The 14454-nt window shown below is 45.5% G+C and carries 12 protein-coding genes and 1 other RNA gene; 10 read left to right on the top strand and 3 right to left on the bottom strand.

Annotation, left to right across the window (positions count from 1 at the left end; translation table 11 throughout):
- The first annotated feature begins 58 nt into the window (after positions 1-58).
- From NY07_RS06510 to NY07_RS06465, 10 genes are all read left to right on the top strand, one after another.
- Positions 59-259 carry a helix-turn-helix transcriptional regulator gene (locus tag NY07_RS06510; RefSeq protein ID WP_033538542.1) on the top strand — a complete coding sequence of 67 codons (201 nt, stop codon included), beginning with the start codon at positions 59-61 and terminating at the stop codon, positions 257-259.
- Entirely contained in the window at positions 252-743 is a 492-nt protein-coding gene (locus tag NY07_RS06505) for a helix-turn-helix domain-containing protein (RefSeq protein WP_033538541.1), read from the top strand. Before NY07_RS06510 ends, NY07_RS06505 begins: the two co-directional genes overlap by 8 nt.
- Positions 730-1830 (top strand): tyrosine-type recombinase/integrase, encoded by a 1101-nt coding sequence (locus NY07_RS06500; RefSeq protein ID WP_033538540.1) that lies wholly within the window; start codon positions 730-732, stop codon positions 1828-1830. The genes NY07_RS06505 and NY07_RS06500 overlap by 14 nt, the downstream gene beginning before the upstream one ends.
- 164 nt (positions 1831-1994) lie before the next feature.
- The gene (locus NY07_RS06495; protein ID WP_033538539.1) at positions 1995-2573 is read left to right on the top strand and encodes a recombinase family protein; all 579 of its coding nucleotides are present in this window, start codon (positions 1995-1997) and stop codon (positions 2571-2573) included.
- 102 nt (positions 2574-2675) lie between these two features.
- Positions 2676-2852 carry a helix-turn-helix domain-containing protein gene (locus tag NY07_RS06490; RefSeq protein ID WP_033538538.1) on the top strand — a complete coding sequence of 59 codons (177 nt, stop codon included), beginning with the start codon at positions 2676-2678 and terminating at the stop codon, positions 2850-2852.
- Between the two features lie 131 nt (positions 2853-2983).
- Positions 2984-4966 carry a type I restriction-modification system subunit M gene (locus tag NY07_RS06485; RefSeq protein ID WP_033538537.1) on the top strand — a complete coding sequence of 661 codons (1983 nt, stop codon included), beginning with the start codon at positions 2984-2986 and terminating at the stop codon, positions 4964-4966.
- The gene (locus tag NY07_RS06480; protein WP_033538536.1) at positions 4963-6255 is read left to right on the top strand and encodes a restriction endonuclease subunit S; all 1293 of its coding nucleotides are present in this window, start codon (positions 4963-4965) and stop codon (positions 6253-6255) included. Before NY07_RS06485 ends, NY07_RS06480 begins: the two co-directional genes overlap by 4 nt.
- Positions 6255-9479 carry a type I restriction endonuclease subunit R gene (locus tag NY07_RS06475; protein ID WP_033538535.1) on the top strand — a complete coding sequence of 1075 codons (3225 nt, stop codon included), beginning with the start codon at positions 6255-6257 and terminating at the stop codon, positions 9477-9479. The genes NY07_RS06480 and NY07_RS06475 overlap by 1 nt, the downstream gene beginning before the upstream one ends.
- A 1-nt stretch (position 9480) precedes the next feature.
- On the top strand, positions 9481-11007 hold the full coding sequence (locus NY07_RS06470; RefSeq protein WP_033538534.1) for an AAA family ATPase: 1527 nt from the start codon (positions 9481-9483) through the stop codon (positions 11005-11007).
- On the top strand, positions 11001-11855 hold the full coding sequence (locus tag NY07_RS06465) for an HNH endonuclease (RefSeq protein ID WP_033538533.1): 855 nt from the start codon (positions 11001-11003) through the stop codon (positions 11853-11855). The genes NY07_RS06470 and NY07_RS06465 overlap by 7 nt, the downstream gene beginning before the upstream one ends.
- An 85-nt stretch (positions 11856-11940) precedes the next feature.
- Here the strand turns inward: NY07_RS06465 and NY07_RS06460 are convergent, their stop codons facing one another.
- The 3 genes from NY07_RS06460 to smpB form a co-directional block, all read right to left on the bottom strand.
- Complete coding sequence (locus NY07_RS06460; protein WP_033538532.1) at positions 11941-13179, bottom strand: integrase domain-containing protein; 1239 nt, start codon at positions 13177-13179, stop codon at positions 11941-11943.
- A gap of 165 nt (positions 13180-13344) precedes the next feature.
- Positions 13345-13700, bottom strand: a transfer-messenger RNA (tmRNA) gene (gene ssrA, locus NY07_RS19155).
- Positions 13701-13817: 117 nt separating this feature from the next.
- A complete protein-coding gene (smpB, locus tag NY07_RS06455; RefSeq protein ID WP_033538531.1) occupies positions 13818-14312 on the bottom strand; it encodes an SsrA-binding protein SmpB in 495 nt (164 codons plus the stop codon).
- Positions 14313-14454 lie beyond the last annotated feature (142 nt).

The following is a 14454-nucleotide window of genomic DNA, read 5'->3' as shown; positions in this document are numbered from 1 at the left end:
CCCTGTCCAAAGTCAATAACCTCTTAAGTGAACTATTAACCACTTAAGAGGACTTATAATGTCTCATAAGATTATACGACTACCTGAAGTTAAAGAGATGGTCGGTTTATCCCGACCAAGTATCTATAAACGCATGGCTATTGGGGATTTTCCCCCAGCAATATCACTTGGCGGCAGAGCTGTAGGCTGGCTTCAGTCAGATATTGAACTGTGGCTAGATAAGCGTATCGCAGTATCTAAGGGGGCCGACAATGACTAGTCGTTGCAACCCTAACCGTATCAAAATTCATCGTTGCTATACGGTCATTGAAGTTAGCGAACTACTGGGAGTTCACCCCAGGACGGTGCGTAACTGGATTCGTGCTGGTTTGCCAGTTTTCGATGAAACCCGCCCTTTACTCATACAGGGTGCTGACCTAAAGATCTTTTTGAAGCGGAAGCGCAAAGCTTACATGCACCAATGTGCCGCCAATGAGGTGTATTGTTTCATGTGCAAACAATCAAATAAGCCAAACATTGAGTCCGTCAGTTTTATAGGTAAACCAGCTGGCATGGCTCAAATGGCTGGGCGTTGTAGTGTGTGTGGAAGCAAAGCAAATAAGTATGTTTCATGGCGCAATATAAACGCAATTTGGAGTGATCTCGGGGGGAAACTACCGATAGCTGAAAAACACTTAAACCTGAGAGGAAAAGCTCTCTTAAATTGTCCTTTAAAGGGGGGATTTGATCATGAAAAAGAGTAGTACGAATAATGTTCGAATTTTGCATGATTACATCAAGTATTTGAGGGATGCAAGACGCCAAGATGACTCAACAATTGATGGTGCGTTGAAGTCAATTAACCGGTTTGAAGAGTATACGGGCTATCTAGATTTCAATAGGTTTAGGGCGAAGCATGCCATAGGGTTTAAGAAGCATCTTCTCGGCCAAAAATCATGCGTAACAGGGGATCAACTAAGTAAGGCTACGGTGCTTACGGCAACTCGTCACTTGAAGATGTTTTTCCAGTATTTGGTTACCCAGAAAGGCTATAGATCGAAAATCAGCTACAGCGATATTGAGTACTTCAACCTGTCTGAAAAAGATACCCGTATTGCCAATGCCAAGCGGAAAAGAAACGTGGCAACGATTGAACAAATTCTGCAGACCTTGGAAGCGATGCCTAGTGAGACTGTATTAGAAAAGCGTGATAGAGCGTTACTTGCATTCGTTCTCTTGACTGGCGCCAGAGATGGGGCGGTTGCTTCGGTTAAGATCAAGCATGTTGATCTTGCTGAACAAAGCTTCTATCAGGATGCTAGGGAGGTTAAGACCAAGTTCAGTAAAACGTTTGTCACTTACTTTTTCCCCGTGGGAGAGTTGCCGTCACAAATTCTGGCAGAGTGGCTTGAGTGTTTGACTAAAGACCTCGGGTATAAGCCAAATGATCCGTTGTTTCCCAAGACTAAGTTGGCACACAACGACAATCAACAGTTTACAGCGGTTGGCTTGCTTAAAGAGAGTTGGAGTAATGCTACCCCTATACGTAAAGTTTTCAAACAAGCCTTTGAGGCTGTTGGTCTGCCATATTTCAACCCCCATAGCTTTCGTAACACGTTGGTCAGGCTTGGTGAAAATCTGTGCCGAACACCTGAAGAGTTTAAAGCGTGGAGTCAAAACCTGGGGCATGAAAGCGTGTTGACCAGCTTTTATAGCTACGGGGATGTGCCTGACTACAAACAAGCCGAGTTGTTGCGTAAGTTGTCAAAGCCTGCTGAGAAGACTACGCCGGAAATGGAAGACCAATTTAAGCAGTTCATGGAGTTTCAAAAAATGATGGCGGCAAACTAAAAGCTAGCAAATCGACCTAAACAGCTGGTATCAATAAACATTCGTATATTGATACCAGCTTTCTCTCTTAAATATTGGTATCAAAAAAATAGGGTGTGGCCTTTATGATTCCAAATCTATATGATACCCCTATATTTGATACCTTCAGTAAAGGTAGGTGAACAATGCGTATCTTTTCTTACTGCCGTGTTTCGACGACTGAGCAAACTACAGAGAATCAAATTATAGCTATTCGGCAGAAAGGCTATGAGGTAAACGATTCCAGGGTTATCAGCGAAACGGTCTCTGGATCTGTTGAAGCGATGAAGCGTGAAAAGTTTAAAATGCTCATCAACCATCAGATGGAGCATGGTGATATGCTGGTGGTCCTGAAGCTAGACAGGCTAGGACGAGACAACATTGACGTACAAAACACCATTAACTTGCTTACAGATAAAGGCATCAAGGTTGTTTGCCTGGATTTACCCGTGGCAGACCTTTCTAGTGCTGAAGGCAAGTTGATGCTACAAATGTTTTCAGCCTTTGCAGAGTTTGAGCGAAATCGGATAAGAGAGCGTACAAAAGAAGGCCTTGTACGAGCTAAAGCCGAAGGCAAAAAACTCGGTCGGCCAGCAGCGCATAACACTACAGCTTTGGTTCAGGCTAAAAAGGCGGAGGGCTTATCTCAATCTAAAACGGCTGAAGCATTAGGTATTGGTATTGCTACGGTGAAAAGGCATTGGAGTAAAGAAATCTATGATTAATGGTATGAATTCTAGAGCATGCTCATTGTTCATCCACCTATTTTCCCATATTCTCTAATTATCAATGTTAAGTAATGAAACTAACATGACATAACACTCTGAATGGCTGGAAAAATTTTAACCTTGAAAGAGGTTGCTGCTTACCTAAAGTTGGCCGAAAAAACAGCATATAGATTAGCAAGCGAAGGAAAGCTTTCAGGTTTCAAAGTTGGCGGTTCGTGGCGTTTCAAACGTGAAGACCTTGAAGCGTGGATCGAAAGTCAAAAGCCTAAAAACTAACTAGTGTGCTCTACAAATGCTGTGTCAGATGATGTTTATTTTCCAGCGAATCAATTCATTGCAGACTACACACAAATTAATATATTTCACCGCATAGCGGTGAGTCGAATCAAAAATTTTCAGGTACCACAATGAACTTACAAGACAAAGAACAAAGCGCCAAACTCTCCAGTGCTATTTGGCGTATGGCAGATGACCTATGGGGTGATTTCAAACACACCGACTTTGCACGAATCATCCTGCCCTTTTTGCTACTGCGTCGTATTGAATGCGTGTTGGAACCCACCCGTGAGGAAGTGCGCAAGTTCTATCTGGCCGAGAAACAATCGGGCATTGACCTTGGTTTAGTGTTGCCAGAAGTTGCGGGATTCGCCTTTTACAACACCAGTGAATACAGCCTAGAAACCTTAGGCGCTTCAGATACAGGCGACAACCTAGAACACTACATCAGCCAGTTCAGCAAAAACGTTCGTACCATCTTTGATGAGTTCAAATTTGGTCAAACCATAGAAGATTTGGAAAAAGCCAAGCTGCTCTACCGCATGGTGAGCTACTTTGCCAATCTCGACCTACATCCTGATGTGGTGTCTGATCGCGTATTGTCTGATGCCTATGAAGAGCTGATTTTCAAGTTCGCCAGCTCGGTTAATGAAAAGGCGGGGGAATTTATGACTCCGCGCGATGCCGTGCGTCTTGCCACCAAACTGGTGCTGGCAGCAGATGAAGATATCTTTAGTGAAAAGGGCGTGATCCGCACCATCTATGACCCAACCTGTGGTACGGGCGGCTTCCTTTCCGATGCTATCAGCCAAATTGAAGAGATGGGCAGCAGCGCCAAAGTGGTGCCTTTTGGTCAAGAGCTCGACCCAGCGACCCATGCCATGGCGCTGACCAATATGATGATCCGTGGCTTTGATGCCAACAACATCAAACAAGGCAACACCCTATCCGACGATCAGTTACGTACCGACAAGTTCCACTATGGCCTTGCCAACCCGCCATTTGGCATTAAGTGGGAAAAAGCTAAAAAAGAAGTGGAACGTGAGCACAAACAGCTCAAATACGCAGGTCGCTTTGGCCCTGGTCTACCCAGTATCTCTGATGGCTCCATGCTGTTCTTGTTGCACTTGGTATCGAAAATGGAAACGCCGGAAAATGGTGGTGGCCGCGTCGGCATCGTGCTCTCAGGATCGCCACTGTTTAACGGTGACGCAGGCTCCGGCCCATCCGAAATCCGCCGCTGGCTGCTCGAACAAGACTTGGTAGAAGCGATTGTTGCTCTGCCAACCGATATGTTCTTCAACACCGGAATTGGTACCTACATTTGGATTTTGTCTAACCATAAAGAGCCAAGACGTAAGGATCAGGTGCAACTAATTAACTTGGCAGACATCTGGACGCCAATGCGTAAGTCGCAAGGCAGTAAGCGTAAGTACCTCAGCGATGTGCAGATCGACGATATTGTCCGAGCCTACGATGGCTTTGAAGCCAGTGACAACTGCAAGCTCTTCCACACCACCGATTTTGCCTACCGCAAAGTCACCATCCAGCGACCGCTGCGCGCCAAACTCAATATCACTGAGGGTGGTATTGTTCAGTTGAATGACTTAATGGCGTTCCAAAAGCTCAAACCAGAACAGCAAGCGGCGTGGGTACAACACCTCACTGATAACCTTGGCCTTCAGCCTTATGAGTGGGCGCGTTTGGCCGTGAAGAAAAATAACAATAAGAATGACTTTGGTAAGTGCCCGAAAGCACTGGCTACGGCCTTAACTTCGCACTTTATGTTGATAGATCCGCAATTCGAGCCAGTAATGGATGAAAAAGGCCAAGTGATCGCCGACCCGAAACTCAAAGACACCGAAAGCATTCCCTTTGATCGTGATGTTGAGGATTACTTTGCGCAAGAAGTACTGCCACATGTGCCAGATGCCTTTATTGATCATTCGGTGCGTGATGAAAAAGACGGCGAAGTGGGCATTGTCGGTTATGAAATTAACTTTAACCGCTATTTCTACCAGTATGTGCCGCCACGCGAGCTGAGTGTAATTGACGGTGAGCTAAAAGCATGTGAAGCGCGCATTCAGGCACTACTCAATGAGGTGGCGGAATGATGATGCCCTATAGCGCATACAAAGATTCAAAATTAGACTGGCTTGGCAAAATCCCATCTCATTGGGATTTGGTCAAGTTAGGGGCTTGCTTCAAAGAAAGAAACGAAAAAGTCAGTGACAAAGACTTTGCAGCGTTATCCGTTACCAAAAACGGCATCCTTCCTCAAATGGAACACGTTGCAAAAACTGACGCTGGGGATAATCGAAAAAAAGTTTGTATTGGCGACTTTGTAATAAATAGCCGTTCAGACAGAAAAGGCTCATCAGGAACTTCTGACTATGATGGCTCCGTGTCGCTAATTTCGATCATCTTAGAGCCACGTTTATATGAACCAAGATTTGCTCATCATCTTTTGCGCTCATACAACTTTCAGGAAGAGTTCTACAAGTATGGAAAAGGAATAGTAGCGGACTTATGGAGTACGAGATATTCAGACATGAAAAATATCTTCGTTCCCTTAATGCCAATAGCTGAACAAAAAGCCATTGCGACATTCCTTGATCGCGAAACCCAGCGTATCGATAGTCTGATCGAGGAAAAACAGACCTTTATTAAGCTACTGAAAGAAAAACGCCAAGCGCTGATCAGCCATGTGGTCACTAAGGGGCTTAACCCCAATGTGGAGATGCAGGACTCTGGCATCGAGTGGATTGGGCAAGTGCCGAAGCATTGGATAGTTAGAAGACTTAAACACACTTCAACGCTCCAATCTGGCATAGCAAAAGGAAAAGATAACGCAGGAAAAGAAACATTATCTATTCCGATGCTTCGCGTTGCCAACGTCCAAGATGGTTACGTCAAGCTAGATGATGTTCATGAAATAAATGTGCTTCCCCATGAAGTGGAACGATACGCCCTAAAAGGTGGTGACGTTTTAATGAATGAGGGAGGAGATAACGACAAGCTGGGTAGAGGTACTGTATGGAAAGAACAGATAAAGCCTTGCATCCATCAAAACCATGTTTTTGTTATTCGTGTTACTGATATAGAGCCAGAGTGGTTAGGTTGGCTAACTCAGTCATCATATGCAAAGTTTTACTTTTTCCGTGTATCAAAACAGAGCACTAATTTAGCGTCGATTTCATCGACCAATGTGAAAGAAGTACATTTATTGATTCCACCTGCTGATGAACGAAAGATCATCATGGAATACTTGGAAAAGCAAACCAGTAAGCTGAAGTTGTTGGTTCAGGACGTAGAAGAATCCATAACTTTACTCAAAGAACACCGCACATCGCTGATCAGCGCGGCTGTCACAGGGAAAATTGACGTCAGGGAGGCGGTGTAATGGCAGCACATCATGAAGTGCATTTTGAACAATATATTACCGAGCAGTTGGTGAACAATGGCTGGAAAGAAGGCCATTCCAGCCACTATGACCAACAACGCGCTATTTACCCGCAAGATGTTATGGATTGGGTAAAGGCCACCCAGCCAGATGCCTGGCACAAACTGAATAAACTGCATGGTGCGAATGCCGAGCAGGTGCTACTGGAGCGTTTAGAAAAAGCCCTTGCCAGTAAAACAGGTGGCACCATTAATGTATTGCGTAAAGGCTTTACCATTGCAGGCTGCGGCACCATTGCCATGGGCCAACGCAAACCCGAAGATGCGCGTAATGAAGAGCGTATTGCCCGTTATGAGCACAACATTTTGCGCGTGGTGCGCCAACTGAAATATTGCCCGACTCGCGAGTGGGAAATTGACTTGGTGTTCTTTATCAACGGCCTACCCGTTGCCACTGCCGAGCTAAAAACCGATTTCACTCAGTCGATAGAATCAGCCATAGCGCAGTACAAGCAAGACCGTTTGCCCGTTGACCCAAAAACCAAGCGCAAAGAACCGCTGTTAACCTTTAAACGCGGCGCAGTAGTGCACTTTGCCATGTCAGATACTGAAATTGCCATGGCGACCAAACTAGCGGGAGAAAACACCTATTTTCTGCCCTTCAATAAAGGTCATGACGGTTCTAGCTCTGATTTGCCCGTGCATATCAACTTGCCGGGTAAAGATGGAGAGTATCCAGTCAGCTATTTCTGGCAAGAGATCGCCCAAAAAGATAATTGGTTGCGTATCTTCTTCAGCTTCGTGTATGTCGAAACCAAAGAAGTCGCCGATAGCAATGGCAAGGCTGCGCGTAAAGAGACGCAGATTTTCCCCCGTTACCATCAGCTTGATGCGGTAAACAAGATGATTGACGATGCCCGCCAGAACGGTGCAGGCATGCAGTATCTTTGCGAGCACAGCGCTGGCTCAGGCAAAACCTCGACCATTGCGTGGACAGCCCATGATTTGATTCGTTTACGCAGCACCGATGGTAAAGCGGTCTTTAAATCCGTGATCATTGTGACCGATCGCACCGTGCTGGATTCGCAGTTGCAAGATGCGGTGCAGCAGCTCGATCATCAATATGGGGTGATCAAGGCAATTGACCGCGAAAAGAGCAGCGAGTCGAAATCAAAGCAACTGACTGAAGCGCTGCTAACAGGCACGCCGATCATTGTGGTGACGATTCAAACCTTCCCATATGCGTTAGAGGCGATTCTGACCAATCAATCTTTGGCACAAAGTAACTTTGCGGTGATCATTGATGAAGCGCACACCTCACAAACTGGCTCTACCGCCAAAGGTTTACGCGCAGCGCTTACACTAAACCTGAGCCCTCAAGAGTTGGAGCAAATGAGCATTGAGGAGATCCTCACTAAGGTGCAAGAAGCGCGTGCCATGCCCAAGAATGTCTCGCACTTTGCTTTTACGGCAACACCCAAGCACAGCACCAAGATGCTGTTTGGTCGCCCGAAAGACCAAAACCTTCCTATGTCTGATGAAAACAAACCAGAATCGTTCCACCTCTACACCCAACGTCAGGCCATTGATGAGGGCTTTATTCTCGATGTGCTGGAGAATTACACCCACTACGATACGGCTTACAAAATCGGTGAGAACAATCTGGATGAGAAGCGCGTAGACAGCAAACAAGCCCGTCGCGCTTTGGCGCGTTGGATGTCACTGCACCCAACCACTGTCAGCCAAAAAGTCGAATTCATTATTGAGCACTTCAAAGCCAATATCGCTCATCTTCTGGAAGGTGAAGCCAAAGCCATGGTGGTCACATCTGGCAGGCCGCAGGCGGTGAAATACAAGCTTGCCTTTGATAAGTACATCAAAAAGCATGGCATCGAAGGTATCCAAGCTTTGGTTGCCTTCTCAGGCAAAGTACCCGGTAAAGATTTGGGTGATGAAGACAGCCAAGACCCACTGGAGATTGATTACGACAAAGAGTACACCGAGTACAACTTAAACCCCGACACACATGGGGCTGATTTGCGCCACGAGTTCGAGAAAACCGAATATCGCGTCATGCTAGTCGCCAACAAGTTCCAAACAGGCTTTAACCAACCCAAACTGGTTGCCATGTATTTGGATAAGAAGATCTCAGATGTAGAAGCGGTACAAACCCTGTCCCGCTTAAACCGCACCTACCCAGGCAAAGACACCACTTATGTGATTGATTTTGCCAATGAGCCGCAGACTATTCTCAATGCGTTTAAAAAGTACGATAAAGGCGCGCAGCTCAACGAAGTGCAAGATGTAAACGTCATCTATGACATCAAAGAGATTCTGGATGAGCAAAGCATCTACAACCATCAAGATTTAGAGTTGTTTAAGCAAGCGCGTGGTAAATCGATTCTCGGCCAAGCACCCGATAAAAAGTCACACGCGCACAAAAAGCTGCTTGCTGCCACGCAACGCCCTACCGATGTGTTCAACGTTAAGCTTAAAGAGCTGGTTGATGCTGCAAACCATTGGGATCAGCAATACAACAAAGCGCATCTTGCGGGTGATGAGAAAGCGGCGAACTACGCAGAATCGCAACGCAGCGAGTTCACCAAGCAGCGCGAAGCTCTGATGCGTTTTAAATCGGATTTAGCTCGATTTGTGAAGCACTACAGCTATATGGCGCAATTGATTGAGTTTGGTGATCCTGAACTGGAAAACTTTGCCGCGTTTGCCCATTTGCTTGCTCGTCGATTAAAAGGCGTGACACCAGAAAATATCGACCTCAGTGCCCTGGTGCTGGAAAAGTTCAAAATCAAGTACGACAAAGAGCCGCTTCCAGAAGCGGTTAATCAGGTACTTGAACCTATCCGACCCAACTACAATGACCCAACGGATCGCGAACAGGCGTTTCTTGCCGACATCATCCGCCGTCTCAATGAACTGTTTGGCGATGTCGGCGATGAACCAGGCCGCCGAAACTTTGCCAACGGCACCATTACTCGTGTCACCCAAAACCCAATTGTGGTTGAGCAGGTAGAAAAGCACGACAAGTCGATAGCCCTCAAAGGCGACTTGCCACAAGCGGTGAAGCAAGCCGTTGTACAAGCTCTGCTGAAAGAAGGCGATATCGCAAGAACGCTGCTGAAAGACTCGCAGGTGATGACTAGTTACGTAGAAATTATTTTTGACATGATGAAACAGAGCCTGAAAGAGCAGGTCGCAGGTGAATAGAATGAATATTGTTATTGTACCGAAGGAGCAGAAAATCCCGTCTTCCTCAACAAATACTGCTTATTTGCATGTCGACTATTGGAATGACTATTCATTTGTGACGATGTTCTTTTTGTCTGTATTTGATGAAGACGGTACCAGTCATGACATAGGGCAGGTAAAAATTGGCTTCAAGGGACAAACAACTGAAAAGTCGACTTACAGAACTTTAAAAAGCCCCCTTAAATCGCTTCCTCAAGAATACTTTTCGGTTGGTCAAGATGTTGAATATTATAAAAAAATGCATCTACTTCCTGAACAGGTAAGAATTGCGCTTCTCGAAGGGTTAAGAGATATCGTCCATACCCCAAACTTGATTGATTCGGTACAAGATGAAGATGTTTTTCGCACATCTCTATTGCGGTGGGTCAGTCTATCCGTCATTAAGGGCCAATTTTCTGCGGTACTGGAGGGGCGGAACGAGCTAACTAACTTTGAGTTTAAGTTTTCTAGGCCTGCAACAGATAAAATGTCAGCGATTGATTTGACATTTAAAGTCAATGTGGGTGATAAACCGAGCACCAATATCCATGCAATCATTGGCAGAAATGGGGTTGGGAAAACGACAATACTCAATGGAATGATCGAGGCTATAACCAACGCGACTGATTCAACTGGTAAATTTTACGACTTGGAAAACAGGGAAGATAGTCCAATTGAACCGGACTATTTTAGCAGCTTAGTTTCAGTATCGTTTAGTGCTTTTGATCCGTTTAATCCACCAGATGAGCAGCCAGATCCCTCCAAAGGCACATGTTATTTCTACATCGGCTTAAAGCAAAATGGAACTGACAAACTTAAGGAGGTGGTTGATGTTCACGAAGATTTTATTCAGGCTCTAAAGGCTTGCTTAAGTCAAGAATCGAAACGAGCTAGGTGGTTGAGAGCAATCGATACACTGGAGTCTGATGAGAACTTCGAAAGTATGAATCTCAAAGCACTTCCTCGTTATTCTGGTGTACGTCTCGCCAGAAATGCTCGTAAATGGATAAAAAAAATGAGTTCGGGACATGCTGTGGTACTACTAACAATTACTAGGTTAGTGGCTACAGTTGAAGAAAAAACCTTAGTGCTTATTGATGAGCCAGAAAGCCACCTTCATCCTCCACTGCTATCTGCATTTTTGAGAGCTCTTTCTGATTTGTTGCTTGATCGGAATGGCCTGTCAATTATTGCAACTCATTCACCCGTTGTTTTACAAGAGGTGCCACGCAATTGCGTCTGGAAAATCAATCGTTCGGGGTTGGTTACTGAACCTCGTAGACCAGACATGGAAACATTTGGAGAAAACGTTGGTGTTTTAACCAGAGAAGTATTTGGTCTTGAGGTTGTTAAGTCTGGTTTCCATGACTTGTTGGTTCGAACCGTTGACGCGGGTGGCACTTATGACGAGATAGTGGAAGATTATCGTGGTCAACTTGGTATTGAAGCCAGAGCGTTACTCAAAGCCCTCGTTGTAAATCGTGATAGGAGTATGGGGGAATGCTAAAACTTGCACGACCAGCCAGCTCCTATTCAGAAATGCTAACAAATTGTCGGAATGGAATTACCGGCAATCCTGGTTTGTTGCGAAAAGTGAACAGTGGGGCAGCAGAATTACAGAGACAGGCCCAGCTATATGAGGCATCAGGCGCAACTGGTGAGTTGTTTACGATTGTTCCGCTGCAGGACCCTGAAAGTGACCCCGTAGTCATTGGGCGATTAAAAAAGTCAGACTTGGTAAAAATGTACGATAACTATGTTGTTGGTAAAAGCAAGCCTGCCAGGGCTATCTATGATGCTCTAATGATTGCAGCAAACGAAAAGTGCCCTTTTTGCGGTGGAATTGGGCGCCCTAGAAATCTTGACCATTACTTACCCAAAGCACATTTCCCTCAGTTTTCGATAGTACCCGTAAACCTAGTTCCTTCGTGTCGAGACTGCAATATGGATGGTAAGAGCGACTTGTTTGCTACTTCAGCATCCGAGCAGGTAATACAGCCATATTTAGACGAGGATAGGTTTTTTAACGAACAATGGCTGTTTGCCCGTTATCAGCCTAGTGAGGGGGGTGAACCTGGTGTTATAGAGTACTTTGTTTCTCCTCCTGATTATTGGGAGGGTGCCCAGAAAAATCGAGTTGAAAAACACTTTGAAGATTTTGATTTAGCTTTAAGGTTTTCAAAGGAAGCTGGTCCAAGGCTTGTCTCCTTGATGGCTCAATACAATGCACTACTAGTTGCTCCGGTTGATAAGGAGACAAGCAAAAGCATTATTTTTCAAACTGTCATAGATGCATCGCCTTTTATTAATCATTGGGAAAGAGTGATGTGTATGGCTTTGATGGATGCTTTGTGACCGAATTTTGGAAATTTTGGTAGTTAGTTGGGTTCAACAGCAGTAGCCTTGCTATGAACATGCATCTAAGGTACTGCTGCTAATTTTAAATCACTTTCAACTGCTTGGTTCCGGTCACCGACAGGTTGCCTTTGGCGGCCTCTTCGATATGCTCACTCCACCAACACATAAGTTCTCTGCGTCGCTCAATGTAATCAGCGCGGTTATAGGCTGCTCTAACGGTGTTCTTATCCACGTGAGCCAGTGATACTTCTATCAGCTCGGCATCAAAGCCTTGCTCATTGAGCGTTGTGCTGGCTAGTGCTCGCAGGCCGTGAGCAACTAGGCGGCCTTTGAAACCCATTCGCTTGAGAGCCATATTGGCTGTTTGTGTATTGGTATGGTTTTTAGGGTTACGATCTGCTGGGAACATGTATTCTAGATGGCCGCTAATCGGTTGCATGCGCTTCAATAGTGCTATGACTTGAGGCGTTAGTGGGATGACATGCTCACGCTTCATCTTCATGCGCTTAGCCGGTATCACCCAAAGCGCTTTATCTAGGCTTATCTCCTGCCACTTCGCTTCTGCCGCCTCTGCAGGTCGCGTCATTGTGTGAAGCTGAAATTCAATTAAGCAGCGAGTTGTCAGTTTTATGCTGGCATATGACAAAGCCTCCATTAGTTCAGGCAGCTCAGCTGGTTTGAGCGTAGGCATTTGCCGTTTCTCTGGAATACCGAAGGCAGCAGCTATACCAATCAATGGATTTGAGTGTATTAGGCCAGTATTGACTGCAAAGGTCATTACTTCGTTTAACCAGCTAATCACGCGTTTGCAGGTTTCGACATTGCCCTTTGCTTCGGCGGGTTTTAGCACTTGAATGACTTGGGGAGCAGTTAGCAATCTGATCGGCGTATCGCCCAGTGCTGGGAACAGGTACATCTCAAGACGTCGATATAGCTTCTGACCATGGTTTTCAGAGACCTTCTGCTTTTTTATCTCAAACCAACTGTCAGTTACCGATCTCAGTGTGTTCTTGGCATCGATATTTATAGCTTCTTTTTGTTGTTGCTGGTGGTGCTGGGGATCAATACCTTGAGCAAGTAATTCACGTGCGGCTTCTCTTCGTTTTCTCGCTTCCGCCAGCGATACGTCAGGGTAGGTACCTAAGCCTAGGTTGGCTCGCTTTTTGGTTATGGGCCGAGTGTAGTTTAATAGCCAGAATCTGGAGCCACTGGTTTTAACTCTGAGTGATAATCCTCTGCCATCGGAGAGATTGTATTCTTTGTCCTTTGGCTTTGCGTTGGCGACTTGAGTTGCGCTGAGCTGTTTAGTGGTATTGCCCATAATTGTAACACCCGGATTCGTATTTTGGTCTGATGTTACATTAGGTGTTACAAAAACCTCAAGCTTTCCTGAGACGTTATAAGACGTTAATAGACGCTAAGTTATTGATTTTTGATTGCTGTGGGTAGAAAAAAAGACGTCCTGAGACGTCTTTAATCCTTATGTTGGTGGAGGCGGCGGGGCTCGAACCCGCGTCCAAAAAGCCTACATCCTCGGCGCTACATGCTTAGTCTCTCTTTTGGTTAACCAAGTACACTCCGAAAGACAGGATTGCAATTGGCGAGTTCAGTACTGTTTCGCGGTTCACCCCTGAACGTGGTTCCCTCGCTATCAAATGTAAAGGTGACCATCTTAATACTCTGCCCATTTGAGAAACGTGAGCAAGATGGCTAGCTAGCCTAAGCTGCTAGAGCGTAGTTATCGTCGTTTGCAACTATAACTGTGCGGCTTTTTACGAGGCCAACCGCCCCTCGGCATGCTCCTAGGGTTTCGTGAATCTTGTCGAATCCAGAATCGCCCCCAGTACAATGTTGATTGTAACCTGCTAAATCCTCTAACACCAAGGATAAATCATGTTGTTACAATTGATTGTTCGTTATCCGACCATTTTACCTGTTTAAACAGTAAGCTTACGCTAATTACTGTTGAACGGCTTTTTTCATGGTACGAGATTTTTCAATCTTCCACTCGCGCTCTTTGGTATCGTCGCGCTTATCGTGTTCTTTCTTACCTTTACCCAAACCTATCTCAATTTTAACCCAAGCGCCTTTGCGCCAGTACATTGAGATCGGCACAATTGAGTAGCCTTGACGGTCTACCAGACCTTGCAACTTATCCAGCTCTCTGCGGTTAAGCAGTAGCTTGCGATCGCGCATAGGGTCGCACACCACATGGGTCGATGCGGTGTTTAGAGGTGTGATAGTGCAGCCAAATAGGTAGGCTTCACCGTCTCTGAGAAACACATAGCTTTCAGATAGGTTGACCTTACCGACTCGGATCGATTTCACTTCCCATCCCATCAGGGACAAGCCGGCTTCAAACTTTTCTTCAAATTTATAGTCGAAGTTTGCACGTTTATTACGAGCAATCGTTGCCGGTGGGTTCTTTGATTTTTTTGCGTTTTTCTTTGCCATAGGTGGGCTATTATACGCGCGCTTGATCAATTTGGAATTGGCTACCGCGATTATTTGTTTAATTTGCCCACTTTAAGTGGTCGAGATGGCGTTTTTTTGTTCGAGGCAAGCTTAATGGTTGAGGTGACCCGCCATGGCTAGC

It is taken from the genome of Shewanella sp. ECSMB14101 (assembly GCF_000773485.1).
Taxonomy (GTDB): Bacteria; Pseudomonadota; Gammaproteobacteria; order Enterobacterales; family Shewanellaceae; genus Shewanella; species Shewanella marisflavi.
This window is presented reverse-complemented; position numbering and strand designations above follow the sequence as displayed.